Here is a 26,130-nt window from a genome sequence, read left to right on the forward strand (position 1 = left end):
GCGCTCTAGTTGGGCGAGCAGCAAGGGAATGTCGTCTACTCGTTCAGTTGTAATGCTCACAGGTTGGTTCATTGCCCAACTTTAGCCCAATCTTACGACCTCGCTCAAAAATGGGCGAACCGGGAGTGTATAGTCTTGGTATTCCGAATCGAACTAAACGTTTGTATTTGGTCGTTGTTCAAGCAGAGATTAAATATTTAGAAGAGTATCTTGTTGTCAATTGGCAAGACTTAACAAGCAGAAAAAGGCTGGAAGATTTGAAGAAGGAATTCAAACTGCTTGCTCAGAAGTCCATATACATTGATTGAAATGTTCGTTCTATATTCTCTTAGTTAATGCTCATACTCTTCTTTCAATCCTGATCAATACAGATTGTGCAATGGACAAGTTGACTCAATATCGCAAGATTATCAAGGACATCTTGACGGGCTATCAAAATTTAGTTCCTCCTACCCCAGAAGACGAAGCTGAACAGCGCCTTGCGTTTGATGAAGAGCGCGATCAATATCTTTGGTTTCGGTCTGGTTGGCAAAACAAAACAAGAGTTCGACATATCACAATCTACATTCGGATTAAAAATGGTAAGGTCTGGGTTGAAGAGGATTGGACAGATTTAGAAGTCGTGAATGATTTACTTGCAGCAGGAATTCCCGCGACTGATATTGTGTTGGGATTTCAGCCGCCTGACGTGCGGCAATATACCGAGTTTGCGATCGCGTAACCCCTCTAAACCCAGCTTTAACTCTCCACAAATTTTCAATGCGAGTTCAGGGAACTTGTTCAACTGTGGTGTAGCTAATCAAACCATATAACAGGTCTGATTTATGCGATCGACTGCCATTCTATTCACCTCGGTTCTATCTGTGCTCTCAGCCATTGCTGTCAATGCTGCCCCAATCGAAATGCGAGTATTACCTGCCATCGATGCTCAAAATCCGGGTAATCTCTGCCCTGAAAAAGTGACATTGACAGAAACCTCGCGCCCTTATCGCGAGGGAGGTTACACGATCGATGGTTCAGCAAACCTAAGCTCGATCGCTGAAAAAATGACGATCGCCACAACGGATGATTTTAGTGTGACCTGGATTGGAACGCTCAAGCCAAAATACAGCAAATGTAAAGCGACTGCTAGCATGGCTCGGATTGAAGGTGAAGCTTATCAAGGACATTCCTATTTGCGCCTCCGCTTTGTAAAGGGCAAAGTTTATTTGATTCTTGATATGACTGGAAAAAATGATGCGAATGATTTCACAACAGTGATTTTGCAGAGATCAGTAAGAAACGGAAATCCAAGCTGGACTTGGGGAGGAACAGATTAAGAGGCAAAAGATTCTTGATTCGCGATCGCATTCCGAACATTCCCTCTCCGAGTGCGGTAGAATGCCCTTCGTGAATTGCTGAGTATTTGTTGTGCAATCTTCCTTAAGCCAAGAAAAGAAGTCGCGCCTCTTGATCGCTGCAAGTGGTACGGGCGGTCACGTCTTTCCCGCGATCGCTGTTGCGGAACAACTTCCAGACTTTGATATCGAATGGCTCGGTGTTCCCGATCGCTTAGAATCTCAGCTTTTGAACGATCGATATCCAATCCACTACATCTCAGTTGCAGGCTTTCAACAAAAGCTCGGATTCGGAACATTCAAAGTTCTCTCTCGATTGATCCGATCGATCTGGAATGTGCGCCAGATTTTGCAGAAGGGTCAATTTGAAGGAGTGTTCACCACAGGCGGTTACATTTCTGCACCTGCGATTATTGCGGCTCGATCGCTTGGTTTACCTGTCATTTTGCACGAGTCGAATGCTTTACCCGGCAAAGTAACCCGATTCTTTGCACCTTGGTGTACCTTAGTTGCGATCGGGTTTGAGATGGCTGCGAAATCAATTCCAAAAGCTAAAACCGCTGTCGTTGGAACGCCAGTACGATCGCAGTTTAGATCTGCACTCTCAGAGCCATTAGACTTACCAATTCCTGAAGGTGTGCCGCTGGTTGTTGTTGTCGGTGGTAGCCAAGGTGCAGTTGCGATGAATCAATTAGTACGACAAGCTGCACCCGCTTGGTTTGAGAAAGGAGCTTGGGTGGTGCATTTAACGGGAGAGAATGATCCAGATGCGAAGAGCTTACAACATTCGCAATATCTATCTTTGCCGTTTTATCAGAACATGGCGACATTGTTTATGCGATCGAACTTAGCAATCAGTCGCTCTGGTGCTGGAACTGTTACAGAACTGCTTGTGACTGGAACACCTGCAATTCTGATTCCATTCCCCTTTGCAGCAGAAGATCACCAAGCCTTTAATGCGAAAGTGCTGGTGAATGCGGGCGCAGCAGAGATGTATCGACAATCAGACTTGAGTGTTGAACAGCTTCAAAAAGCAGTACTCGAACTATTAGAAAATCGCGATCGACTTCAAAACATGGCGAATCATGCAAAGTCGATCGCGATTATAGATAGTGCTGAACGAACAGCGCAGCTAGTCAGAGAAGCACTTTAGCGATCGCTCGATCGTTGCAAATAAACCCAGTGACGATAGTTCGGGTGAACGTGTCCTTCGGGTTCTCTATGCGAGTCTAGCTCCGGTTCAACTTGTGCGCGTTTCTTTTCTAGCTTTTGACGATTAAAGAATTTCATGAGAGTCCTCCTCAATGAAGTGATTGCAGGAGACACTTTCAAACCTGTCACTATGCCTTAGAGCATATCCGAATCTTTTTCTGTGCCTAACATTACTATCCTACAAAACTTTGGAGAATTCATGCGACCAAAGAGAGATCTTGTCGTTTCTGATTTCAATGTGATATCACTTTAGTATCGAATTTAAGGAACTTCTGATGAAATCGATTACAGAATCCCCAGCCTTCAAACTCAATGGCTTTGTTGTGTTGGGAATTGTTGGAGCAATCACAGCGGTTGCAGTTTGGCGAATTGGGTCATTGCTTCAGAAATTTCCAGGACAGCTAGAGAACTTGAATACGTTGCTGGATGATCCAGAATTGTTGGCTTGGGCGATCGCGACTCTATTCGTGATTGTTCTCCCCTCAATCTCAGGCTTTTTCACCGTCGAGCCGAATGAAGCAATGGTGCTCACCTTCTTTGGTCGCTACATTGGAACCGTTCGAGATTCTGGATTTTGGTGGGCAAATCCCTTTGCTGGAAAGCGGCGAATCTCTCTCCGAATTCGCAACTTTAACAGTAAAATTCTTAAGGTCAACGAAGCACAAGGAAGCCCGATCGAGATTGCGTCCGTCGTAGTCTGGCAAGTTCAAGACACCGCAAAAACTCGCTTTGCAGTTGATAACTATGAGGAGTTCGTCGCTACTCAGAGTGAAACCGCAATTCGGACACTGGCAGTCAGCTATCCTTACGATGCCCCCGTTGGAACGCCATCTTTGCGCGGTGTTCCTGATGAAATTCTGATTGCATTGCAGGGAGAACTTCAGGCACGATTGGCGATCGCTGGAGTCGAAGTGTTAGAAGCAAGACTTTCCCATCTTGCTTACGCGCCCGAAATTGCTCAAGCAATGCTGCGTCGTCAGCAAGCTCAAGCGATCATTGATGCACGTCGTCAAATTGTAGACAGTGCAGTTGGAATGGTGGATGAAGCTCTGAAGCGACTGAGTGAAGAGCAAATTGTTGAACTGGATGAGGAACGCAAAGCAACAATGGTGAATAACTTGCTTGTTGTTCTTACTTCGGAGCAAAATACTCAACCTGTGATTAACACTGGAACGCTTTACGCATGAGTCAGAAGAAGCGATTTTTGCTACGCCTTGATCCGAAGTTGTATGATGCTTTGGAGCGTTGGTCTGCGGATGATCTTCGGAGTGTGAATGCACAGATTGAATACTTGCTGATGGAATCTGTTCGGAAAGCGGGGCGATGGAAGAATCACACAACACCGCCCACGACTGATGAGATTGAGAGCTAAGAGGGTGTTTGAGAAGGATAAAAAGCGGCTTTGCTGCGTTGCGAGTCCGCCCGGAAATGAATCTCCGGGCTAATGGAGGAAACCCCGCTGAAGCGGGCTAAGAGAGTGATACGGAGTTCTTAGCCCAGTTGAGTGGGCTTCCCTGATTAGCCCGGAGATTCATTTCCGGGCGGGTGAATGCGATGAACGATTACTTCTCAAACATCCTCTAAGGTTGCATTCGTCTCAGTCTAGGAATTCAACCCCACACGACTGCCATTTCCATTCGTCGCAGTAATCTCTTTTTTATCTTTAAGCGCAGCAAGCAGCATTTCAAGAGATTCGACGGTTGAGACAGGCGATTCCTCAACGGGAAGCGGCTCAACAGGTTTATTTTTTGGAGTGGGACGACGACGTTCACTTTTCAGCTTGCCTCCTGCTTTACCGTATTCGTTGCTGTCCTTGCCATATTGGGCAGCAACTCCAGACAACATTCGCTCAGAGCGATCGCGTAATGTTTTTTCGGTGGCTTCGATGTCTCGCGTGAGTTCGTCCAAGGTGGAAAGCGTTGCGTTGTAGGTTGCGAGTTGATCGCGCAGTTTTTGAATCAGTTCTGAGTACCCAGAAAGGCTCAATTCATCACCAAGTTTAAGCTCTGAATCGATCGTTTTTAAGCCCGCTTCTCGTTGTTCTGCTTGAACTAATACCCGTGAAGTCCGTTTTGGACGTGCCATTGGTGATTCTCCTATACGGTAGATTTCTCCACACTCTACCGATTTCAATCTTTGAGTTGGTTGAGTACAATTGCTTAAGCTGATGTGAAAAAAATCAAGAACAAAAGTATTTCTGGTTATTTTTCTCTATGCGATCGCAGTTGTTTTGATCTATCAAGTGACGTTCTCAAATGCAAGTGCGATCGCATTCGATTCAAGAATGATTGCACTCGATTCAACTGCGATCGCACTCGATTCTGGAATGGTTGCAATTGACTCCGGAATGGTTGCAGTTAATTCAAGAATGATTGCATTCGATTCTGGAATGGTTGGACTCGATTCAAGGAGGGTGTTGCTTAATGCGATCGTAAAAATATTAATAACTCAATCCGTACTTCAAATACAGAGGCTTTATATTCTAGGAAGCTGAAAAGAATCGATCAAATCACTATGCGTGACGTTTTTATCTCATACTCCCGGAAAGATAAGCCGTTTGTCGAAAAGCTACATCACGCACTCGAAGCGCAAAATCGTGATGCTTGGGTCGATTGGGACGATATTCCGCTTACAGCAAAATGGTGGCAAGAAATTCAGCGGGGCATCGAAGGGGCAAATACGTTTGTGTTTGTGATGAGCGATGATTCGGTGAAATCGAAGGTTTGTCAAGAAGAAATCGATCACGCAGTTCAACACAATAAGCGACTTGTGCCGATCGTGTATCGCGAAGATTTTGAGATGGCAAAGGTACATCCAAAACTGTCTCAGCACAATTGGCTGTTTTTTCGCCAAACCGATGAGTTTGAGACGGGATTAAACGCATTGCTGAACGCGATCGAGACGGATTTGGAGTATGTTCGATCGCACACTCGGATTTTGGAAAGAGCGATCGAGTGGCAGGAGCAAAAGCGAAATGAGAGTTTTGGGCTGAAGGGGGAGGAACTGCGATCGGCGGAGGCGTGGTTGGTTCAGGGGGAAACGAAGGAGCCAAAGCCGACGGAATTGCAACAGAACTATATTCGGGCGAGTCGATCGGCTGAAGATGCAAACGAAGAAGCGCGGCAGATTTTAGTCAGAGCGGAACAGCAGGCGAAAGAGCAGTTGGCGAAGGCAGAAGATAATCTTGAAGTTGTGACGCGGAAAGCGAATCGACGAAACTTATTCAGTTTGTTGGGGATTGGGGCAGCGGTGGCGATCGCGGGAACGGCTTCAATTCAGGCGGAGCGACGGGCATCAGAAGCGCGATCGCAAACAGAGAAGCTACAAGATCAGGCAAAAGGCTTAGAAAAGGACAAAACTGAGGCGCAGAAACAACTCGATCGGGTGAGGCAGGAACAGAAGCTTGTGGCGACAAAGTTAACTCAAGCTGAAGGTCGTTTGAAACAGGCGGATGTGCAGGTGAAAGCGGCGGTGCAGAAAACGCAGGTCGCAGAACAACAAGCGCAAGGTGCCCAGAGGCAGGCGCGGGAGGCTGCACAGCAAGCAGAAGCGGCGGAGACTTTGGCACAGTCAGCAGAACAGAATCGCCAACAAGCAGAGGAACAAAGTCGGCAGGCACAGAGACAGGCGGAGGAGGCTCAGAAGACAGCAGATGACGCAAGACGGGCGCAGGTGGTGGCGCAGAAAGCCCAGAGGGATGCAGAGATGCAGCGGGAGATTGTGCAGAAAGGGACGGACTTGGAACGGAGGGGAGTCGCGATGCTGAGGCTTCCGAGCTATCAATACCGCGATCGTGAGAGGTTGGTTGCTGCTTTGGAGTTGGGAGGGACTGTCAAAGATCTTCTGAAAAAGAGGGCGACTCCAAAAGATATTCGAGCTTGCCCGGCGATGAGTCCTTTGATTGTATTGCGATCGGCAGTTAATTCAGTAATGCAGTTCGCAGAATTTCAGGGACGCTTTCCCAGGTTCAGTCCTGATGGCAAGCAAGTCCTTACTTGGGATGACACGACACATCGGCTGTATGACCTGTGGGGCAAGAAACTTGCAGAATTTCAGGGGGGCTTTCCCAGTTTCAGTCCTGATAGCAAGCAAGTCCTTACAATCTCTCCAGACGAAGATATCACGAGCCTCTATGATTTAGAAGGTAATTTACTTGCTGAGTATCTAGGGTTAACAGTCTCACTCGATTCCAAATACCAAAGTTTATCCCTTGGCTTTACCCAAGACGGCACTCAAATCCTCACCCTCACCAGCGACGGAAACCTGCGCGTCTGGGACGTAGATGCAGAACTTACCGTTGATGGTGGACTCGATGACCTGATGCGGCGCGGGTGTGAGCAGTTGAAGAACTTTTGGCATCGTCCGGAGGATGTGAAGAGGGTTTGTCCGGAGGGGTAGGGGGAGAGTTTTGGTGGCGGATGCGATCGACCCAATCGAATTCATCCCTCGATTCTCGATCGCCAAATCCCGCCAAGCCCGACCGACCCAAGCCTGAGGTTTGATCCAGAAACACGAGCAAAAGAGCGATCGAGATAAGAAGCGCTTAGAATCATGACTCAATTCACGATCGCTTGATACGATTGAATCAGACCTAGCGGAGATTGAAACCCAATGATTCAATCGAAATCTCAGCCCACGCTTGACGAGATTAGAGCAATGATTGCTCAGATCCCCCCTCAAGATCTCATCACCCTGGTTGAAGAAATCGAAGCGCGTTTGCAGACCACGGACATGATGCGCCTAGCAGAAACAGGCTTCCAAGACTGGAATGACCCAGAAGAAGACATTTACGATTTTCTACAAGAAGCTAGGAGAAATTTCTCCTGATTTATTGCAGCAGGTCGAAATCGCACTCAAAAAAACACTGAAACTCTCTTAATCCTCAGCAGAAGTCAATCCAGCGATCGACAAATCCCACCAAGCTCAATCTTGTCGATCGCAATTAAACACAAATCATGCACACGCTATAGTGAAATTCACAAAGCATTGAAAGCGAGTAAAAATCAAACTCAATATCTCAGAATTGCTTACGATAATCTCCGAAATTAGTTCGATTTTTGAGTCAATTTCAGATGCTCAGTTTCACCGAAACAGCTTCTACTCATTTCCGATGAACGATCGCTCGTTATCTCATGCAACATCGCTACGATAAAATTAAGGCAAAGCACTGGAGGAACGCGATGTCCAACGCCGAAATTGAAGCCAGATTGATAACCCTAGAAACAGAAGTAGCCCACCTCAAAGCACAGATTCAGAACCCTGAGCAAACCCCTTGGTGGGAATCCATCTTAGGCAGCTTTGAAGATGATCCGGAATATGACGAAGCAATGCGTCTAGGTCGAGAATATCAAGAGTCTCTTCGATCCGCTGCGGAGACTTCTGAAAACTAGCAATGTATATCCTGGAGACAGATCACATTAGCGTCTTCGATCGTGGAACGCCGTTTGCCGCCTGAAGAACTAAAGAAACTGCGAGTAATGAAGGCTGGAAATCGCTACACTAAAGAAGTGCAGCCTTTATCTTCTTAACTCCTAACCTTGATTCAAACTGAGACTTTAGAACTATTGGAGTGGTCGCGCCTGTGTCAACATCTGGCGACCTTCGCATCGACAAAACTCGGAACGATCGCGCTTCGATCGCTCAGAATTCCTACGACTCAATCTGAAACAGAACGTCTTCTCGCTCAAACTCAGGAAGTCTATCACCTAGAGACGCAACTCACTACAGCATTAAGCTTTGAGGGTATCGAGGATATTGGAGACGCTATAGAAAGAGCCGCACTGAACGGGATTCTGTCCGGTGTGGAATTGCTGACGATCGCGACCACGCTTTCCGGTGCAAGAACGCTCAGACGCACGATTGATAATCAAGACGGACACCCGATTCTGACTGAACTCGTTTCAGAACTGCGAACCTACCCCGAAATCGAGCAGGAAATTTATCGTTGCATTAACGACGATGGCAAGGTCAGTGAGCGGGCAAGTCCGAAGTTAGCGGAAATTCGATCGAAACAAAAACAAGTGCGCGATCGCGTTTATGAAATGCTGCAACGCACGATGCAACGTCAAGCAAACGCCGTTCAGGAACAGGTGATTACTCAGCGTGACGGACGATTTGTGATTCCAGTCAAGGCAACACACAAAGATGTGATTCCTGGAATTGTGCATGATGTCTCTACGAGTGGGGCAACGCTCTATGTTGAGCCTCATCCAACGGTGCAATTAAACAACCAACTCAGACAGCTACTCCGACAAGAACAGATCGAAGAAGAAGCAGTTCGGAGAATGTTAACGGAACAAGTTGCAACTGCTAAAGATGACCTCGAACGCTTGTTAGCCATTTGCACAACATTAGATTTGGCAGCGGCTCGATCGCGTTATGGTTACTGGCTCAAAGCGAATCCGCCTCGGTTTACCAATGATGCGATCGTACTCCGCCAACTGCGCCATCCTTTATTAGTGTGGCAACAACAGCACGAACAAGGTCGATCGGTTGTTCCAGTCGATCTAGTCATTCAGCCGCAGATTCGAGTCGTTGCAATCACCGGACCCAACACAGGCGGAAAAACCGTGACGCTCAAAACGATGGGCTTAGCGATGTTGATGGCGAAAGCCGGTTTATTTGTGCCTGCCCGTGAACCTGTTGAATTACCTTGGTTTGAGCAAGTTTTAGCAGATATTGGAGATGAACAATCCCTAGAACAAAGCCTTTCAACGTTTTCGGGTCACATTCGGCGGATTAGTCGAATTGTCGAAGCGCTGGAAACCACATCAAATTCGCTTGTTCTGCTCGATGAAGTTGGGGCGGGAACTGATCCAACAGAGGGAACTGCCTTAGCGATCGCACTTCTAAAGTACCTGGCAGAACACTCCAAATTGTCGATCGCCACGACTCACTTTGGCGAACTAAAAGCGTTGAAATATGAAGACGATCGCTTTGAAAATGCCTCAGTCGAATTTGATGATGTCTCACTTTCGCCAACTTACCGATTGCTCTGGGGAATTCCGGGACGATCGAATGCGTTAACGATCGCTCGTCGATTAGGCATGAAGCCCGAAATTATCGAAAGCGCTCAAACTCAGGTTGGAGGCGCAACCGACGACGTAAACCAAGTGATCGCAGGATTAGAATCTCAACGACGCGCCCAAGAGACGAAAGCGCAAGAAGCCGCAGAACTGTTAAAGCAGGCGGAACGATTCTATGGGGAAGTGTCCGCAAAAGCGGCAAGTTTGCGCGATCGAGAACGCGATCTGCAACAGGCTCAAGAACGGGCGGTACAAGATGCGATCGTCCAAGCCAAAGGTGAAATTGCCAAAGTGATTCGCCGTCTTCAGCAAGGAAACACCACGGCTCAAACGGCTCAACAAGCCACTGATGCGCTCAATCAAATTGCCGAAAAACATCTTCCTTCGCGTCAACAGCCTGTTAAACCGAAACCGGGATATCGTCCGCAGATTGGCGATCGCGTTAGAATTCCCCGCTTAAATCAAACAGCGGAAGTTCTGGAACTCGCGGGCGAGGATGAACTCATCGTGCGATTTGGCTTGATGAAAATGACCGTTCCGATCGACGACATCGAATCGCTCACAGGCGAAAAGGTGACAAAACCAGAACCGAAGCCCGAACCGAAACCAAAATCATCCGCTCCCACTCCTCAACCTGCTGCACCTGCTCCGGTAATTCGGACTGAGCGAAATACATTTGATATTCGCGGAAGTCGGGTTGCAGATGCCGAGATTGTTCTAGATAAAGCAATCTCAGAAGCGCAAACTCCGATTTGGATTATTCATGGACATGGAACCGGGAAATTACGGCAGGGCGTTCATGAGTTTCTGAAGCGGCATCCAAGAGTTCAGCGGTTTGAAATGGCAGATCGAGCCGATGGCGGAACTGGAGTCACGATCGCGTATCCCATCTGATCGTCACGAATCGCTAAGGATCGCGGATTGAATAATCTCGGCAAATATCGCCGTACTTGCTTCAGTTAGGACACTTCGAGATTGCCCGCCAGCCCCAAACTCTACTGTGTATACACCAGTCGTTTTTGCTTCGGTTGAATCGGCTAATGCCCCCTAAATCCCCCAAGTTTGGGGGACTTTGAAGGTAGAGAGCGCTCCAGAATTCTAGAAATTTCTCTGGCTCAAAGTCCCCCAGAATGGGGGATTTGGGGGGCACGATCTGACCACAACGAAATGCAAGAGACTTCTGTATACACAGTAGAACCCCAAACTTGGGGGCGACTTCGAGGATGTCCTAATCTAAACTTCTACTGCTATAGGATTCGCGGCTTGTATGTTGAGGACATGGCTGCCAGTCCGTGAAAGCGGACTTTTTTGTATCGCTGCGAACTCTATTTGCAAAGGCTAAAGTTCTGTTTTTTTGAATCCGCGAACTTAACTAGCATCTATCTCAGTAGAAACACTGTGTTTTTATAAAGGAAGACTGAAGCTTCTCGATTTTCTACTTTCTTGCAATTTTGCTTTGTTCCGTTGAAAGAAACTCATACGGTTAAGTAACTGCCTGCTATCAACCAGTTTCAGAAGAGCGATCGCACTTCATCTCGCTAAAGCCTTCTTCTAAAGAAGGTTCCTTTGAAATTTCTTTAAAGTTCAGTGAAAACACTCACGTATTTCCTGAACCAATGATAAGTTCGAGAAAGGGAAGCATCAGAATATTCTCGCAGACCAGCATTGCATCACTATCTCCATCCGTTTACCCGGTCTGAAGTAAGAGCGCATCATCCCATCGCAATTCTCAGGCGCAATTCTCAGGGACTCACTCGTGTCGAAGTTTAGAGACATCTAAATCGTCTCATCGACCCGATTCATCTATTTGCTCGATCGCACACCGACCTCTATCGCTGCTCATTCAAGTTGGGCTAGATTTCGCGTGTATTGCTGCGATCGTACTTTTCGTGTGGTGTGCTTGTCCGCACTGTCGTTTTCACGTATGAAGCGAAATGCAGAATTCTTTTAATACCTCGAATCTCCTAGATTTGAGCCATTCTTTACCTGTCGATCGTCGTTCCCTGTTTGAGACTCCGCTGAATCCACGATCGAGTTCTACAGAACGTTTGGTCTTCATTGATCCATCCGTTGAAAATGCCCAGAGCCTCATAGACAGCGCGATCGCAGGAACAACAGTCATCCTGCTCAATGGCAGCCAAGACGGAATCGACCAAATTAGCAATACTCTTGCTGGATATCGCAATGTCGAGAGCGTTCACATCGTCTCGCATGGCAGCATTGGCAGTCTCACACTCGGAACCGCCACGCTCGATCTCAGCACGCTTTCTCAATACAAAACAGAACTTAAATCCTGGTCAACTGCGCTCTCAGCCGATGCCGATATTCTGCTGTATGGCTGTAACATCGCGGCTGGAGACAATCCTCTGATTTCCCAACTCAGCGAAATCACCGGAGCCGATATTGCAGGCTCGATCGATACCACCGGAAGTGCAGCAAAAGGCGGGAACTGGACACTCGAAGCTAAGACAGGCTCGATCGAAGCAAGCTTGCCATTTAATCTCGATCGACTATCCGCTTACACAGGAATTCTCGAAACCGGAAATGGACTACTCGGTGCATACTTCGATAACATCGACTTCACCGATCCGGTTCTCAGTCGGACAGACGCGACGATCAACTTCAACTGGAATGCCAGTTCTCCTGATCCCAACATCGGACCCGACACATTCTCGGTTCGTTGGACAGGTCAGATCCTTGCACCCACTACCGGAACCTATCAGTTTTTCACAACCACCGATGATGGAGTGCGGTTGTTTGTCAATGGACAGCAGGTGATTAATAGCTTTATCAACCAGCCTGCAACCGAACGCACTGGCTCGATCAGTCTTGTGGCTGGGCAGCGCTATGACATTCGCATGGAGTACTTCGAGAACGGTGGAAATGCAGTCTCTCAATTGTCCTGGTCAGGTCCAGGCATTACCAAACAAATTATTCCACAATCTCAACTCTTCAGTGCTGCACCCCCACCTCCCCCACCTCCACTGGGTGGAAACGGAAATGGTCTGAGAGCAGAATACTACGACAACATAGATTTCACGGGTACTAGAGTCACGCGAACCGATACAACTGTAAGCTTCAATTGGGGCAGTGGATCGCCCGATCCGCAGATTGCACCCGACACATTTTCAGCAATTTGGACTGGTCAAATTCTCGCACCCACCACTGGAGCCTATCAGTTCTTCACGACCACCGATGATGGAGTGCGATTGTTCATCAATGGGCAGCAGGTTATTGATAGCTTTATCAATCAGGCTGCAACCGAACGCGCCGGAACAATCAATCTGGTGGGTGGACAGCGCTATGACATTCGGATGGAATACTTTGAGAATGGCGGACAAGCCTCCGCACGACTCGCTTGGGCAGGTCCGAGCATTACCAAACAAATCGTTCCACAGTCTCAACTCTTTAGCAGCACGACTCCGCCTCCTCCGCCTCCCCCTGCGGGAACTGGCACTGGACTCCGAGGCGAGTATTTCGACAACATTGACTTTACAAGCTTGAGAGTTGCCCGCACTGATTCAACCGTGAACTTTAACTGGGGTGGTGGATCGCCTGATCCGCAAATTGCACCAGATACTTTCTCGGTTCGATGGACAGGACAGGTTGAACCGTTGTACAGCGATACTTACACCTTCTTTACAACCACCGATGATGGAGTGCGGTTGTTTGTGAATGGGCAGCTTGTGATTGATAACTTTGTTGATCAAGCAGCAACCGAGCGACGAGGCACGATCGCACTTCAAACAGGTCAGAAGTACGATATTCGGATGGAATACTATGAGCGTGGCGGTGGAGCCGTTGCCCAATTGGGTTGGTTTAGTGCGAATCAATCCCGCCAGATCATTCCACAAACGCAGCTTTATAGTCCAGCAGTTGTCGCAAATCCCGGAACAATTGTAATAGGAACGAATGCAGTCACGGTGAATGAAGACTCTGGAACTGCAACGGTGAGAATCGATCGTATTAACGGCAGTGATGGCGTTGCAACGGTGCGATACACGACAGCCGATGGAAGTGCACTAGCAAGTTCAGACTACACTACGACCGCAGGCATTCTCACGTTTGCGGCTGGGGAAACCACTAAGACGGTTACAATCCCGATCGTCAATGACACCACTCCAGAGGGAACCGAAGAATTCGGCTTTGGACTAGGTGAAACAACTGGAGCCGCATTGGGAATCAACCGGACTGCTCGAATCACAATCATTGATAATGATGCACCTTCGACCTATGAGTTTAGTGGTGCAAACTACACTGTGAATGAGAATGGTGGGACTGCAACGATTACAGTACAGCGGAGTGGAAATACTGCGATCGTAGGTAGCGTCACTTATGCAACCAGTAACGGAACAGCAACGGCTGGATCAGACTACACTGCGGCTTCTGGAACTCTAAGCTTTGCAGCAGGAGAAACCAGTAAAACCTTCGTGATTCCAATTACGGATGATACGGAAGGGGAACGCAATGAGTCAATCAACTTAGCGTTGAGTGCTCCCGTCGGTGGCACATTAGGAACTCAGCAAACCGCAACCTTAACGATCGCAGATAACGATCCAGGTAGTTTCGCTCGTGAAGGGGTGATTACTGGACTCTCACAACCCACCGCTTTTGATTGGACTCCAGGCGGTGAATATCTGTTTGTTGCCCAGAAAAATGGTGTGGTTCGAGTCGCACGAAATGGAGTGCTACAACAAACTCCCGCTGTTGATATTTCGGCTCAAGTGAACAGTCCCCGCGATCGCGGTTTGCTCGGTCTTGCGGTTCACCCTGGATTCTTCACAGGCAATCCCTACGTCTATCTGCTGTACTCGTATGATCCGCCTGAAGCGGCTCAAGGAACAGGACTTGCAGCCCGCGACCAAGTTGGAAACCGCACTGCACGATTGGGACGATTTACAGCAACCATTACCAATGGAGTGGTGAACATCAACCCTGCTTCTGAGGTCGTGATCTTGGGTCGGAACAGTACTTGGGCGAACATTAACAGACCCGATCTCAATAGCACCGACAACTTCTCGATTCAAGAATCCGGTTTAGATCGAGAAGGCAACTACATTCAGGACTTCTTGAACTTAGATAGTGAGTCGCACTCGATCGGAACAGTGAAATTCGGCACAGATGGCTTCTTATATGTGAGTAACGGCGACGGAGCTTCCTACAGCAATGTTGATCCACGAGCCGTGAGAACTTTGTCTCTCGATAGCTTATCCGGTAAGATTCTGCGAATTGATCCGATTACCGGAGATGCCCCTTCCTCGAATCCGTTCTGGGATGGAAACCCGCAAAGTAATCGATCGAAAGTTTGGCAGTTAGGACTGAGAAACCCATTCCGTTTCACAATTAACCAAGACAATGGGCAAGTCTATGTCGGTGATGTGGGCTGGACACAATGGGAAGAAGTCAACACCGGACGAGGTGGAGAAAACTTTGGTTGGGTAGCTTACGAAGGCGGAAATGGGACGAGCTTGAGAACAGGTGGCTATCAGAACTTAGCAAGTGTGCAAGCGTTCTATAGCAGTGGTCGTCCGGTGACGGCTCCTTGGTATAGCTATCGACACTTTGGCTCTGGTGGAAATGCGATCGGCGTAGGCGACTTCTACACTGGAGAAACCTTCCCAGCGATCTACGATGACAACTTGTTTATCACAGATTTAAGCAAGGGAACGGTTGATGCGTTGATTCTAGATGCGAATCGTGCAGTCGTCGGTCAACGCCGTTTTGCCAATGGTTTATTTGGCTTAGCGCAGATTACAACGGGTCCAGATGGCAACTTGTACTATGCAAGTCTGGGAGCAAATCCGGGAACAGGTGAGATCGGACGTTGGCGACCTGTTGCCAGTACAGGCGGAAGTACTCAACGTCGGGCTGCGGGCGGTGATACTCCAATCCAGACTCGCACAACGAGTGTGACACCCAACGATCAAGTGCTCACACCAGAGCAGCAGGAAAATCTGTTGTTCTTCCGCGATGGCGAGTAGAAGCGAAACGGGGTTGAGTCTAGCCCCTTTACTTCGGGTAAAACGCTGCAAAAGGCGCGTGTCCAGAATCTTCGTCGATGGTCTGTCGCTGCGATTCAGTCCGCCCGGAGGTAAACGCTCCGGGCTAATGGGAGAAAGGAGGCTGAAGCCCCCTAAAAGTGCAATTTCAGCCCACTTTAGTGGGGTTCCCTCAATTAGCCCGGAGATTCATTTCCGGGCGGGATAGCGGGTGAACGAACACGCCAAAACTTACAACTTCATCAAAAGAGCAAATCCAAACACGATCGCTCTAAATGACCTGGCTTGAAACCTTGTAAAGTAGTGCAAAATTGCTAAAAAATCTTCTCTTGCATCGGCTGACAAAACGGTTCAACTCCCGTCTTAATCACATAAATTGCTACTGGAACAGCTAATCGCATCGGCAAAGCGGTCTGTGCCACGATCGCATCCATCAATTCTCCCGATAAGCCATCCTCTAATCCTTCTTTTAACTGCGCTTCACAGAGAATATGTCGCCATCGTTTTGCCAGTCCCACGATCCAACCTTCATTTTCTTCGGGTAACTGTCCCGATCGAATCGCCAAAGAAATCGCTGCATCTTCGAGATCGCCATCACAATCCTCGATCACGTCCAAGGCTGCAAGCGCACTAGGATGATCAGAAAGTTGTTCGCGAAAGAGTTCAAGGTCTTTGGGTGAAACGATGATCGACATGAGGCAATCCTGAAACACAAATCTCGTTCGATCGTATCATTCCGAGAAAGTTGAAGCGACATACCATGAGGAGAAAGCGTCGAATCTGGATATGAGCAAGGAACCTAAGATCGATCGACAACGAGAACATCAAGCGAATGAGCGAACGTTTTTAGCTTGGTTGAGAACGTCGATCGCATTAATCGGATTTGGATTCGCGATCGCTCGATTTGGATTATTCATTCAACAGTTACAGCGAACGCTCACACCGCAAGAGCCGCCTACAGACACGCTACTCACTTCAGAGAATTTAGGTATCAGCTTAGTTGTGTTCGGTATCGTGATCATTGCCGTTGCTGCATGTCGATACAATCGGGTGCTTGGTCAGATTGAGCGAGGTGATTATCGTCCCAGTCGATTAACAATTTGGGTTGTCACTGCTGTCGTGATGATTTTAGGGACACTGAGCATTCCACTCCTGCTCTTACGGTCTAGACTGCCGAACACTCCGCCCGCTGTGCCACCACAATCGCGATCGCTAAGTTCGAGAACAACAGTGCGATCGCAGTCTGATTTCTAAAAGTTTGATGATTCTTAATAGAGTGCCACTTCAGCCCAGAAAGTTGATTCGATTCAAAGTCCCCCAGAATGGGGGATTTAGGGGGCACAAGCCGATCGAACCGCAGCGAATCAACTTGTCGATCGACGCTATTTCAATTCAGTAACTCAGGCAAAACGCCCATCAGAGACGCAGTACAGAGGCTTTCAATTATTTGTTTATTGTTCTGTTTTTTATAAAAGTCAAACTGCAAATATTGAAAATAGATTTAATTTCAACTTGAGAAACAATCTCAAAGCTTCAAAACACCAAAGTATTTTTTTGCGTCTCTTTTCTTTTTCTGGCGATGTAAACTCTTCTTTCGACCACTAGGCAGCGCCGACCAAATCAACAACAATGCAAACAGAGACGTATCCGCGTCATCCCTTCAGAGACAGGAGACCCTAGAGTGAAACTCGCAGTTTACGGAAAAGGCGGCATCGGCAAATCAACGACAAGCTGCAATATCTCAGTTGCCCTTGCCAAACGCGGTAAGAAAGTACTCCAAATCGGTTGTGATCCAAAGCACGATAGTACTTTTACCCTGACCGGATTTCTAATCCCCACGATCATCGACACACTCCAAGAAAAGGATTACCACTACGAAGATGTCTGGGCAGAAGATGTCATCTATAAAGGCTATGGTGGCGTTGACTGCGTAGAAGCAGGTGGACCGCCAGCAGGTGCGGGATGTGGTGGCTATGTTGTCGGTGAAACGGTAAAACTGCTCAAAGAACTAAATGCGTTCGATGAGTATGATGTGATTCTGTTTGATGTCTTAGGTGATGTGGTTTGTGGTGGATTCGCTGCACCGCTGAACTATGCGGACTACTGCATGATCGTGACTGACAATGGATTTGATGCTTTATTTGCTGCAAATCGGATTGCTGCTTCAGTTCGCGAAAAAGCTCGAACTCATCAACTGAGACTAGCGGGATTGATTGGCAACCGGACTTCAAAACGAGACTTAATTGATAAGTACGTCGATGCTGTTCCGATGCCTGTATTGGAAGTCTTACCGTTGATCGAAGACATTCGAGTATCGCGGGTTAAAGGCAAAACATTGTTCGAGATGGCAGAATCCGATCCATCACTGAACTATGTGTGTGACTATTATCTGAACATTGCGGATCAGATTTTGGCGAATCCTGAAGGCGTTGTGCCAAAAGATGCTCAAGATCGGGAATTGTTCTCGCTGCTGTCCGATTTCTATCTCAATCCGAAACAAACCAAAACCGCCGAAGAAGAACTCGATTTGATGATGGTCTAAAGAAACTCTGAAGGGTAATGGATAAACCAGGCAAATCGCGTTATGTGATTAGATTGAGGCTGAATTTATCCTTCTCTTTGATTTGACTTGTGAACATTGATCAATTGCGTCGATCGCTAAAAGATCGCTGGCTCGATTACTACCAAGAAAACCGTTCTTGGATCACTCGCTTATCCATCTGGGTCAGTTGTGAAGGCAAACGACGACCCTCTTCAAGCTTCATTCTGGGCGCACTTTCTACGATCGAGCCTCGACTGGTCGATTTACTTCCGCTAATTGTCGATCTGAGCAATCATCCTGATCGCATTATTGTTGCTCTTGGACTGAACTTTGACCCAGAACAAGAACTCGCGCATCTCAAACAGTTAAAAGCCGAATCTCCCAAGTATCTCCCTGCAAGCTCGGCTCCTGAAGCTAAACCGCGTCGTCCGGCGGAAGTCGATGAAGCTTGTGAAGGGCGGACTCCCAAAACAGATCGATCGCTTCGATAAACCCAATATTAGAGACCTTGATATGACTCTCGCTGATTCTCAACCCCAAGCTCTGCAATTCGAGTGTGAAACAGGTAACTATCACACCTTTTGCCCGATTAGCTGTGTGGCGTGGCTTTATCAAAAAATTGAAGATAGCTTTTTCTTAGTCATTGGTACAAAAACCTGCGGATATTTTCTCCAAAATGCAATGGGAGTGATGATCTTTGCAGAACCCCGATACGCAATGGCAGAACTCGAAGAAGGTGATATTTCGGCTCAGTTGAATGATTACGAAGAACTGAGACGACTGTGCGAACAGGTAAAACGCGATCGCAATCCAAGTGTGATTGTCTTTATCGGAACTTGCACGACTGAGATCATCAAAATGGACTTAGAGGGATTAGCTCCGAAGCTCGAAGCGGAAATTGGAATCCCGATCGTGGTTGCTCGTGCGAATGGTCTCGATTATGCCTTTACTCAAGGTGAAGATACTGTCCTTGCTGCAATGGCACAACGCTGTCCGACGAAAGCTCCGACAGGTGAAACCGAGAAAGAAGAACGTAATGCGATTCAGAAGTTGATGAACTTCGGGCGCAAACAGGAAGAGATCAAGCAAGAAGAATCCGAGTACGTAGATCATGCTCCGCTCGTGATGTTTGGATCAGTGCCCGATCCGATCGTGACTCAACTCACTTTGGAACTGAAAAAACAAGGCGTGAAAGTCTCCGGTTGGCTCCCTGCAAAACGATACACAGAACTTCCTGTGATTGAAGAAGGTTACTATGTTTCGGGCGTAAATCCATTCTTGTCGCGAACTGCTACGACATTAATGCGGCGACGGAAAACGAAACTGATTGGCTCACCTTTCCCGATCGGTCCTGATGGAACTCGTGCTTGGGTCGAAAAAATTTGCTCAGTGCTCAACATCGAACCGAAAGGATTAGAAGAACGCGAAGCCAAAATCTGGGAAAGTGTCGAAGACTATCTCAAGTTAGTTCGTGGCAAATCCGTGTTCTTCATGGGCGATAACTTGCTAGAAATTTCTCTTGCACGATTTCTGATTCGTTGCGGAATGACCTGCGAAGAGATTGGCATTCCTTACATGGACAAGCGATATCAAGCTGCCGAACTTGATTTCTTAGTCAAAACCTGTAACGAGATGGGCGTTCCCGTTCCCAAGATTGTTGAAAAGCCCGATAACTACAATCAGCTTCAGCGCATTCACGAAATGAAGCCGGATCTGGTTATTACCGGAATGGCTCATGCGAATCCGTTAGAAGCACGAGGAATCAGCACAAAATGGTCAGTCGAGTTCACCTTTGCTCAAATTCACGGATTTAGCAATACTCGTGACATTTTGGAACTCGTGACTCGTCCAATGCGGCGGAATAGTGCGTTACAGAGTATGGGTTGGGAGAAGCTTGTGGAAGAAGCGACGATTTAGAGCGTGTTTGAGAAGGATAAAAAGCGGCTTTGCTGCGTTGCGAGTCCGCCCGGAAATGAATCTCCGGGCTAATGGAGGAAACCCCGCTGAAGCGGACTAAGAGAGTCATACGGAGTTCTTAGCCCAGTTTAGTGGGCTTCCCCCGATTAGCCCGGAGATTCATTTCCGGGCGGGTGAATGCGGTGAACGATTGCTTTTAAAACACCCTCTTAGAGTCAGAGCGCGATCGTCAAAAATCTCCTGCACCTGGCGAATTCCATTCGGTAGGCACTCTCAACTAAATTCAATAAACCGTTTCATCTTCCTTCCGCCAAGCCGGATCAACGATACAGATAAAGACGATCGCTTCTTCTCCAATATTCCGAATATACTGACGCGCATTCGGTGGAATATAAATCGCATCCCCCGCTTTCACGGTTTGCACTTCCGCATCAATGTGCATCTCCCCGATCCCACTGAGAATGTAATACACCTCAGAAGTCTTCAAAGAATGCTCGATCGAGACCTGACCCGCAGGCACGATCGCATGAGCCAGACTGTATCGCAGGTCGATTTCTTGCTTATCCGGGTGCAACAATTCCCGCAGCAAAGTTCCATCTCCCGCGACAAACTCCGGGCAGTCCGACAAATTTCTTACCAGCATCGCATCAATGTTTAGAACGGTAATCCGGACACGCGATCGCGTTTTCAGAAAGCGCCGTCATCGGATGCACCGGACACTTGAGATTATAATCCCCCGTAAAGAATTGGCAGTCTGGACAGGGAACCTGGTGCATTTGTTTTGCCTGATTCACCGTATCCCGCGTTGCCTCGAACACCCGCCAAACCGTCATCAACACCAGCGCCCAAGCCGCCACAAAACAGATTGGAACCAAAAAAGGCTGAACCCAATGAATTAGATGCGCCAATACTTTAAAAAACATCTCGCGAAATCAACCAGATCGTTATGGGCAATTTAGGTTAAATAATAGTAGACCCCTTGCCATCTAACCTCGGACTTAAGGGTTTATTTACTGGTTTGCGATTGCCCACTTACAAACACGATCATGAAAGTCTCCCTGGCATCTAGCCCCGCTCAATCCCAGCAAACCCGTCACCAGCTCGCGAATCCTGAAGATTCGCTGTCCTACGAGTTGGGCAAAGCTGTCCAAGAATTGCCGCCGCTCTACACTCGATTGATGGCAGGAAGCATCAGCGTTCTGGTATTGGGCACGATCGGCTGGGCGCATTTCAGCGAAGTGGAAGAAGTCGCCAATGCAAACGGCAAAATTATCCCCTCGACCGAAGTTCGACCGTTTCGCGCTCCCAGCGTTGGCACGATTACCAAAATCAATGTCAAGCCAGGCGCGATCGTTCAGAAAGGTCAAACGCTGATGGAGATCGATCCAGGTGCGACCGAAACGAATGTCGAAAGCTTACAAAACGATGCGAAAAAGATTCAGGAAGACATTCGCCGTTTAGAAGCAGAAAGCCAAGGTGGAGGAGCGACCGGAGATGCGCTTCAGGATCAGTTGATCGCCTCGCGTCAGAGAGAATTTAGCGACAAGCAAAATGCTGCGATCGCAGAAGCCAATCGACAAAGTGCAGCGATCGCTGAAGCTCAGTCCACTTCAGAACGGATTGAGAGCGCCTTGCAGACGGCTCAAACGACGTTGGTAAACGCGAATACAAGCAAAGATCAGGCACGAGAAGCGGTAGAAATTGCTCAGAAACAGAGAAATCAGTTGAGATCTCTAGAAAACACAGGGGCGGTTCCCAATCAGCAGATTCTTGAATCGGCAGCGAGGGTAACACAAGCACAACAGCAATTGACCAGTGCGATCAATCAAGTGAATGATGCTCAGGGTCAAATCGAGTCTTTGAGACGGCAAGCAGATGCCCAGCAAGAGAGAATTCGTCAAGCACAACAAGCATTTGAGTCAGCCCGGAGTACAGCGACGAGTCTCGCTCCTCAACGCCAATCCGAGGTGTTGACGCAGTTGAAGCAGCGTCGAGAAGAATTAACCCGGAAACAGGGTGAAATTGCCGTTGCAACTCAGCAACAGAAAGACCGAGAAGCGATTACAGCTCCGTTTGATGGCGTGGTCTATAACTTAAAAGCGACCCAAGGACCGATTCAGCAAGGCGAAGAACTCCTTTCGCTGTTGCCTGAAGATAAAAATTTGGTGTTGGAAGTGAAGATCATGAACCGAGATATCGGATTTGTGAAACCGGGCATGAAGGCGAAAGTGAAATTAGCCACGTTCCCGTATCAAGAGTTTGGAATCATTGAAGGGGAATTGATTTCGATTAGCCCTGACGCGGTGGTGGAACGGGATGAGAACGGGCGCGAATTAGGTCCTGTGTTTCCCGCGAAGGTGAGGCTCGATCGTAAAGCGCTGGTCGTTCGAGGTCGCGAAGTTGAACTTTCCCCAGGGATGGCGGGAACAGCGGATATTGTCACAAGAAATCGATCGATTCTTTCATTCTTAATCGAGCCGATCACCAGACGATTCAGCGAAGCCTTCTCGGTGCGGTAAAGGTTGTTTGGGAAGTATAAGGAGGTGCTTCGCTGCGAACGTATTTCGCCCGTGATTGGAAATTCACGGTCTATCGGAACAAAGTCCACTGAAGGGGACTGAAAGGCAGTTATCGTCAACTCTTCAGTCTGTTTCAACACACTTTGTTCTGATAGCCCCGAATTTATTCGAGGGGCGATTCGTGCGGTGAACGACTACTTTTCAAATATTCTCTTAGACTTCAAACAGTGTGGGATGGTCTTTTGGCTGTCCCATTTTTGATTCAATCCATCCCGTATCTCAAAACACCGAAACACCCCAGAAAAAATTCTGATTTAACAGAACGTAATAATTCACATCTGCGCTATGATAGAGCATAGTGTAGCGAAACGATTGCGTCTGACCACACCGCATCTTCGAGTGGTGAGTAATAGTGAGGAAACTCCAAATCGCGATCGAGCTAATTTTTCCAGCTTTCGCTCTTGATCGAAGATTCCAGTTTGATTCTCTTTTACTTACACATTTCTGAAGTTCTACATGGGCAACAAGCCAACGATCGCCTTCTCTCATTTGGGCTGCGAAAAAAATCGAATCGACACCGAACACATGCTCGGTCTACTCGTCCAGGCAGGCTATTCTGTCGATGCTGACGAAGAACTCGCTGATTACGTCATTGTCAATACCTGTAGTTTCATCCAAGCCGCCCGCGAAGAATCGGTGCGGACCTTGGTTGAACTGGCGGAAGCTGATAAAAAAATTGTTATCACGGGCTGCATGGCGCAACACTTCCAGGAACAGCTTTTGGAAGAATTGCCGGAAGCCGTCGCACTTGTGGGCACAGGCGACTATAATAAGATTGTGAGCGTAATTGAACGCGCAGAAGCAGGAGAGCGCGTTACAGAAGTTTCTCAAGAGCCAGTTTATATCGCCGACGAAACGACTCCCCGGTATCGCACGACCACCGAAGGCGTTGCATATCTTCGGATCTCGGAAGGGTGTGATTACCGTTGTGCCTTTTGTATTATCCCGCACTTGCGAGGAAACCAACGATCGCGCACAATTGAATCGATCGTCCAAGAAGCTGAACATTTAGCCTCCGAAGGCGTGAAAGAGATCATCTTGATCTCACAGATTACGACGAATTACGGACTCGACCTCTACGGAGAGCCGAAACTTGCGGAACTCCTTCGCGCTCTGGGTAACGTGGATGTTCCTTGGATTCGGATGCACTACGCCTATCCAACTGGACTCACTCCCAAGGTGATCGAAGCGATTCGCGAAACCCCGAATGTGCTACCTTACCTCGATTTACCGCTTCAGCACTCTCACCCGGAAGTGCTTCGATCGATGAATCGTCCCTGGCAAGGTCGGGTGAATGATGGCATCATTGAGCGGCTCAAAGCTGAGATTCCGAATGCAGTTTTGAGAACGACCTTGATTGTTGGATTTCCCGGCGAGACTGAAGAACACTTTGATCATCTCAAACAGTTCCTTCAGCGTCACGAGTTTGATCACGTCGGAGTGTTTACCTTCTCAGCCGAAGAAGGAACTCCCGCTTACACTTTGGCGAATCAATTGCCCCAGTCGGTCATGGATGCGCGTCGAGATGCCTTGATGCAGCTTCAACAACCGATTTCGCTCGAAAAGAATCGCGTTCAGATTGGCAAGGTCGTGGATGTGCTAATCGAGCAAGAGAATCCCCAAACCGGAGCACGAATTGGTCGATCGAACCGATTCTCTCCCGATGTGGATGGACTTGTATATGTCGAAGGCGATGCCCCATTAGGGTCGATTGTGCCTGTCACGATCGTCGATGCCGATGTATACGATTTATACGGTCGAGTGGCGACTGCTGCGGATCTGATCCAAGTTCCAGCCCTGACCGTTTAATACAAAGTGCTGTGTTGAAATGACGATGTACCCTGTTCGATTTGTTGTGATGTTAGACCTTCATCGCTTCTAAATTTCTAATCCCTTTCCCGCGCCTTTTGGCGATGCGTGGAGCACAATCTTTGCTCTGTGCCCGATTCAGACGGTTTGGCTTTGATCCACTAAAGACCGTCCCTGAGTTCCGCCCATTTTGGCGCAAGACGACTACATATATCTAGGAGACTCAATGACCCTTTCTTTTCAAAGCCTCGGACTGTCTGAAGAACGAATTCGCCATCTGGAAGAACTCGGATTTACTGCCCCGACTGCGATTCAAGCCCAAGCTATTCCTCATCTACTTGCTGGGCGCGATGTAGTTGGTCAAGCACAAACCGGAACCGGAAAAACTGCGGCGTTTGGTCTTCCGATTCTAGAGCGCATTGATCTTAAATCTCCCACCGTTCAAGCGTTGATCTTGACTCCGACTCGCGAGTTGGCGATGCAAGTCTGCCAAGCGATTCGTTCTTTTACCAACGATCGACGAGTCAAAGTCGTGACGATTTATGGTGGACAATCGATCGAAATGCAAGTCGATCGCTTACGTCGCGGTGCTCAAATCGTGGTGGGAACCCCCGGACGAGTAATTGATTTACTCGGTCGTGGCGATCTCAGACTTGATCATCTCGATTGGCTTGTCTTAGATGAAGCCGATGAAATGTTAAACATGGGCTTTATCCAAGATGTCGAGAAGATTCTGAGCCAAGCACCTGCTGAACGTCAGACGACTTTCTTCTCCGCAACAATGGAGCCATCAATTCGGAAGTTGGTGAACAAGTTCTTGAATTCGCCTGTGACGGTGACGATCGAGCAACCCAAAGCCGCTCCTTCTCGAATCAACCAAGTCGCTTACACGATTCCTCGCGGATGGACGAAAGCGAAAGCAATTCTGCCGATTCTCGAACTCGAAGATCCAGAAGCAGCGATCATCTTTGTGCGGACTCGTCGGGCTGCTGCTGAATTGACCAGCCAGTTGCAAGCTGCTGGACACAGTGTGGATGAATACCACGGTGATTTGAGCCAGAGCCAACGGGAGCGCTTGCTGCTTCGGTTCCGTCAGCAACAAATCAAATGGGTGGTTGCGACCGACATTGCAGCACGTGGTATTCACGTTGATGATTTAACTCACGTGATCAACTACGACTTGCCAGATAGCGTCGAAAGCTATGTTCACCGGATCGGTCGGACAGGTCGCGCAGGCAAAGAAGGTACAGCGATTTCGTTGGTGCATCCGCTCGATCGACGTAAATTGCGTGATATCGAAAACCACGTTCGTCAGCGCTTGGAGATCAAACCGATTCCGACTCGCGCCGAAATTGAAGCGCGTTATCTGGATAAGTTGCAGTCTCAAGTGCGTGAAACTCTTGCAGGTGAGCGCGTGGCATCCTTCTTGCCGATCGTGTCTCAGTTAGCAGAAGACTACGAACCGCATACGATCGCGGCTGCTGCCCTTCAGATGATCTACGATCGTACTCGTCCCGCTTGGCTCACGATCGGATCTGATCCGACTCCTGAAGAAACCAGTGGTGGACGCGGTTCAGGTGGAGCAAAACCAAAACCTGTGAAGCGATCAAGACCTTCTGGCTCATCGAATCATCACCGTCGCCAGCCTGCACAATCGAAGTAACGTTCATCTGTCTTGTATGATCAGAACTCCGGCTTCTTTTTGAGGTC

General features: G+C 48.1%; 23 protein-coding genes. 18 read left to right on the forward strand and 5 right to left on the reverse strand.

From position 1 onward, the window contains the following. Positions 1-379: 379 nt before the first annotated feature. From ACQ4M5_RS25710 to murG, 3 genes are all read left to right on the forward strand, one after another. Positions 380-721, forward strand: coding sequence for a XisI protein (locus ACQ4M5_RS25710; RefSeq protein ID WP_430678567.1), 342 nt, complete (start codon positions 380-382; stop codon positions 719-721). A 103-nt stretch (positions 722-824) separates the two neighbouring features. Beyond that, positions 825-1,319 carry a hypothetical protein gene (locus ACQ4M5_RS25715; RefSeq protein WP_430678568.1) on the forward strand — a complete coding sequence of 165 codons (495 nt, stop codon included), beginning with the start codon at positions 825-827 and terminating at the stop codon, positions 1,317-1,319. A gap of 91 nt (positions 1,320-1,410) precedes the next feature. Further along, positions 1,411-2,490 carry an undecaprenyldiphospho-muramoylpentapeptide beta-N-acetylglucosaminyltransferase gene (gene murG / locus ACQ4M5_RS25720; protein ID WP_430678569.1) on the forward strand — a complete coding sequence of 360 codons (1,080 nt, stop codon included), beginning with the start codon at positions 1,411-1,413 and terminating at the stop codon, positions 2,488-2,490. Here murG and ACQ4M5_RS25725 read toward each other — a convergent pair. Next, positions 2,487-2,627 carry a hypothetical protein gene (locus tag ACQ4M5_RS25725; protein WP_430678570.1) on the reverse strand — a complete coding sequence of 47 codons (141 nt, stop codon included), beginning with the start codon at positions 2,625-2,627 and terminating at the stop codon, positions 2,487-2,489. The two genes, murG and ACQ4M5_RS25725, sit on opposite strands and share 4 nt — an antisense overlap. A gap of 197 nt (positions 2,628-2,824) precedes the next feature. On the opposite strand from ACQ4M5_RS25725, the gene ACQ4M5_RS25730 reads away from it, so the two are divergent. Beyond that, positions 2,825-3,736 carry an SPFH domain-containing protein gene (locus tag ACQ4M5_RS25730; RefSeq protein ID WP_430678571.1) on the forward strand — a complete coding sequence of 304 codons (912 nt, stop codon included), beginning with the start codon at positions 2,825-2,827 and terminating at the stop codon, positions 3,734-3,736. After that, positions 3,733-3,921, forward strand: coding sequence for a hypothetical protein (locus ACQ4M5_RS25735; protein WP_430678572.1), 189 nt, complete (start codon positions 3,733-3,735; stop codon positions 3,919-3,921). The genes ACQ4M5_RS25730 and ACQ4M5_RS25735 overlap by 4 nt, the downstream gene beginning before the upstream one ends. 230 nt (positions 3,922-4,151) lie before the next feature. Here ACQ4M5_RS25735 and ACQ4M5_RS25740 read toward each other — a convergent pair whose 3' ends face one another. Then, positions 4,152-4,634 carry a hypothetical protein gene (locus tag ACQ4M5_RS25740; RefSeq protein WP_430678573.1) on the reverse strand — a complete coding sequence of 161 codons (483 nt, stop codon included), beginning with the start codon at positions 4,632-4,634 and terminating at the stop codon, positions 4,152-4,154. A 157-nt stretch (positions 4,635-4,791) separates the two neighbouring features. Between ACQ4M5_RS25740 and ACQ4M5_RS25745 the strand changes: the two genes are divergently transcribed. From ACQ4M5_RS25745 to ACQ4M5_RS25770, 6 genes are all read left to right on the forward strand, one after another. Beyond that, on the forward strand, positions 4,792-5,043 hold the full coding sequence (locus tag ACQ4M5_RS25745; protein ID WP_430678574.1) for a hypothetical protein: 252 nt from the start codon (positions 4,792-4,794) through the stop codon (positions 5,041-5,043). A gap of 20 nt (positions 5,044-5,063) precedes the next feature. After that, on the forward strand, positions 5,064-6,947 hold the full coding sequence (locus ACQ4M5_RS25750) for a TIR domain-containing protein (protein ID WP_430678575.1): 1,884 nt from the start codon (positions 5,064-5,066) through the stop codon (positions 6,945-6,947). A gap of 213 nt (positions 6,948-7,160) precedes the next feature. Continuing rightward, positions 7,161-7,376 carry a hypothetical protein gene (locus ACQ4M5_RS25755; protein WP_430678576.1) on the forward strand — a complete coding sequence of 72 codons (216 nt, stop codon included), beginning with the start codon at positions 7,161-7,163 and terminating at the stop codon, positions 7,374-7,376. 353 nt (positions 7,377-7,729) lie between these two features. Continuing rightward, complete coding sequence (locus tag ACQ4M5_RS25760) at positions 7,730-7,939, forward strand: hypothetical protein (RefSeq protein WP_430678577.1); 210 nt, start codon at positions 7,730-7,732, stop codon at positions 7,937-7,939. Between the two features lie 147 nt (positions 7,940-8,086). After that, positions 8,087-10,468, forward strand: coding sequence for an endonuclease MutS2 (locus tag ACQ4M5_RS25765; protein WP_430678578.1), 2,382 nt, complete (start codon positions 8,087-8,089; stop codon positions 10,466-10,468). A 1,040-nt stretch (positions 10,469-11,508) separates the two neighbouring features. After that, on the forward strand, positions 11,509-15,555 hold the full coding sequence (locus ACQ4M5_RS25770) for a PA14 domain-containing protein (protein WP_430678580.1): 4,047 nt from the start codon (positions 11,509-11,511) through the stop codon (positions 15,553-15,555). A gap of 332 nt (positions 15,556-15,887) precedes the next feature. On the opposite strand, the gene ACQ4M5_RS25775 is transcribed toward ACQ4M5_RS25770, so the two are convergent. Beyond that, on the reverse strand, positions 15,888-16,268 hold the full coding sequence (locus ACQ4M5_RS25775; protein ID WP_430678581.1) for a hypothetical protein: 381 nt from the start codon (positions 16,266-16,268) through the stop codon (positions 15,888-15,890). Between the two features lie 91 nt (positions 16,269-16,359). Here ACQ4M5_RS25775 and ACQ4M5_RS25780 point away from each other — a divergent pair, with 91 nt between their 5' ends. From ACQ4M5_RS25780 to ACQ4M5_RS25795, 4 genes are all read left to right on the forward strand, one after another. Next, positions 16,360-16,827 carry a YidH family protein gene (locus ACQ4M5_RS25780; RefSeq protein ID WP_430678582.1) on the forward strand — a complete coding sequence of 156 codons (468 nt, stop codon included), beginning with the start codon at positions 16,360-16,362 and terminating at the stop codon, positions 16,825-16,827. A 427-nt stretch (positions 16,828-17,254) separates the two neighbouring features. Further along, positions 17,255-18,115, forward strand: coding sequence for a ferredoxin:protochlorophyllide reductase (ATP-dependent) iron-sulfur ATP-binding protein (gene bchL / locus ACQ4M5_RS25785; RefSeq protein WP_430678583.1), 861 nt, complete (start codon positions 17,255-17,257; stop codon positions 18,113-18,115). An 89-nt stretch (positions 18,116-18,204) separates the two neighbouring features. Further along, on the forward strand, positions 18,205-18,606 hold the full coding sequence (locus ACQ4M5_RS25790; protein ID WP_430678585.1) for a DUF5331 domain-containing protein: 402 nt from the start codon (positions 18,205-18,207) through the stop codon (positions 18,604-18,606). 22 nt (positions 18,607-18,628) lie between these two features. Next, complete coding sequence (locus tag ACQ4M5_RS25795; RefSeq protein ID WP_430678586.1) at positions 18,629-20,032, forward strand: ferredoxin:protochlorophyllide reductase (ATP-dependent) subunit N; 1,404 nt, start codon at positions 18,629-18,631, stop codon at positions 20,030-20,032. Positions 20,033-20,315: 283 nt separating this feature from the next. On the opposite strand, the gene ACQ4M5_RS25800 is transcribed toward ACQ4M5_RS25795, so the two are convergent. Continuing rightward, positions 20,316-20,675 carry a cupin domain-containing protein gene (locus tag ACQ4M5_RS25800; protein WP_430678587.1) on the reverse strand — a complete coding sequence of 120 codons (360 nt, stop codon included), beginning with the start codon at positions 20,673-20,675 and terminating at the stop codon, positions 20,316-20,318. Positions 20,676-20,679: 4 nt separating this feature from the next. Next, positions 20,680-20,955 carry a hypothetical protein gene (locus ACQ4M5_RS25805; protein ID WP_430678588.1) on the reverse strand — a complete coding sequence of 92 codons (276 nt, stop codon included), beginning with the start codon at positions 20,953-20,955 and terminating at the stop codon, positions 20,680-20,682. Positions 20,956-21,078: 123 nt separating this feature from the next. Here ACQ4M5_RS25805 and ACQ4M5_RS25810 point away from each other — a divergent pair, with 123 nt between their 5' ends. The 3 genes from ACQ4M5_RS25810 (at position 21,079) to ACQ4M5_RS25820 (ending at position 26,083) form a co-directional block, all read left to right on the forward strand. Next, positions 21,079-22,551: an HlyD family type I secretion periplasmic adaptor subunit gene (locus tag ACQ4M5_RS25810; protein WP_430678589.1), complete on the forward strand. Its 1,473-nt coding sequence runs from the start codon at positions 21,079-21,081 to the stop codon at positions 22,549-22,551. 516 nt (positions 22,552-23,067) lie between these two features. Then, positions 23,068-24,420: a 30S ribosomal protein S12 methylthiotransferase RimO gene (rimO, locus tag ACQ4M5_RS25815; protein ID WP_430678590.1), complete on the forward strand. Its 1,353-nt coding sequence runs from the start codon at positions 23,068-23,070 to the stop codon at positions 24,418-24,420. A 226-nt stretch (positions 24,421-24,646) separates the two neighbouring features. Further along, complete coding sequence (locus tag ACQ4M5_RS25820) at positions 24,647-26,083, forward strand: DEAD/DEAH box helicase (protein ID WP_430678591.1); 1,437 nt, start codon at positions 24,647-24,649, stop codon at positions 26,081-26,083. Positions 26,084-26,130 lie beyond the last annotated feature (47 nt).

Origin of the sequence: Leptolyngbya sp. AN10, assembly GCF_050565645.1 — a bacterium.
Classification (GTDB): Bacteria; Cyanobacteriota; Cyanobacteriia; order Leptolyngbyales; family Leptolyngbyaceae; genus Leptolyngbya.

Excerpts from the sequence above, each read along its gene's own strand:
- ACQ4M5_RS25710 (WP_430678567.1), top strand. The coding sequence starts at position 380 with ATGGACAAGTTGACTCAATATCGCAAGATTATCAAGGACATCTTGACG.
- ACQ4M5_RS25715 (WP_430678568.1), top strand. The coding sequence starts at position 825 with ATGCGATCGACTGCCATTCTATTCACCTCGGTTCTATCTGTGCTCTCA.
- ACQ4M5_RS25725 (WP_430678570.1), bottom strand. The coding sequence starts at position 2,627 with ATGAAATTCTTTAATCGTCAAAAGCTAGAAAAGAAACGCGCACAAGTT.
- ACQ4M5_RS25730 (WP_430678571.1), top strand. The coding sequence starts at position 2,825 with ATGAAATCGATTACAGAATCCCCAGCCTTCAAACTCAATGGCTTTGTT.
- ACQ4M5_RS25735 (WP_430678572.1), top strand. The coding sequence starts at position 3,733 with ATGAGTCAGAAGAAGCGATTTTTGCTACGCCTTGATCCGAAGTTGTAT.
- ACQ4M5_RS25740 (WP_430678573.1), bottom strand. The coding sequence starts at position 4,634 with ATGGCACGTCCAAAACGGACTTCACGGGTATTAGTTCAAGCAGAACAA.
- ACQ4M5_RS25750 (WP_430678575.1), top strand. The coding sequence starts at position 5,064 with ATGCGTGACGTTTTTATCTCATACTCCCGGAAAGATAAGCCGTTTGTC.
- ACQ4M5_RS25755 (WP_430678576.1), top strand. The coding sequence starts at position 7,161 with ATGATTCAATCGAAATCTCAGCCCACGCTTGACGAGATTAGAGCAATG.
- ACQ4M5_RS25760 (WP_430678577.1), top strand. The coding sequence starts at position 7,730 with ATGTCCAACGCCGAAATTGAAGCCAGATTGATAACCCTAGAAACAGAA.
- ACQ4M5_RS25770 (WP_430678580.1), top strand. The coding sequence starts at position 11,509 with ATGCAGAATTCTTTTAATACCTCGAATCTCCTAGATTTGAGCCATTCT.
- ACQ4M5_RS25775 (WP_430678581.1), bottom strand. The coding sequence starts at position 16,268 with ATGTCGATCATCGTTTCACCCAAAGACCTTGAACTCTTTCGCGAACAA.
- ACQ4M5_RS25780 (WP_430678582.1), top strand. The coding sequence starts at position 16,360 with ATGAGCAAGGAACCTAAGATCGATCGACAACGAGAACATCAAGCGAAT.
- ACQ4M5_RS25795 (WP_430678586.1), top strand. The coding sequence starts at position 18,629 with ATGACTCTCGCTGATTCTCAACCCCAAGCTCTGCAATTCGAGTGTGAA.
- ACQ4M5_RS25800 (WP_430678587.1), bottom strand. The coding sequence starts at position 20,675 with ATGCTGGTAAGAAATTTGTCGGACTGCCCGGAGTTTGTCGCGGGAGAT.
- ACQ4M5_RS25805 (WP_430678588.1), bottom strand. The coding sequence starts at position 20,955 with ATGTTTTTTAAAGTATTGGCGCATCTAATTCATTGGGTTCAGCCTTTT.
- ACQ4M5_RS25810 (WP_430678589.1), top strand. The coding sequence starts at position 21,079 with ATGAAAGTCTCCCTGGCATCTAGCCCCGCTCAATCCCAGCAAACCCGT.
- rimO (WP_430678590.1), top strand. The coding sequence starts at position 23,068 with ATGGGCAACAAGCCAACGATCGCCTTCTCTCATTTGGGCTGCGAAAAA.
- ACQ4M5_RS25820 (WP_430678591.1), top strand. The coding sequence starts at position 24,647 with ATGACCCTTTCTTTTCAAAGCCTCGGACTGTCTGAAGAACGAATTCGC.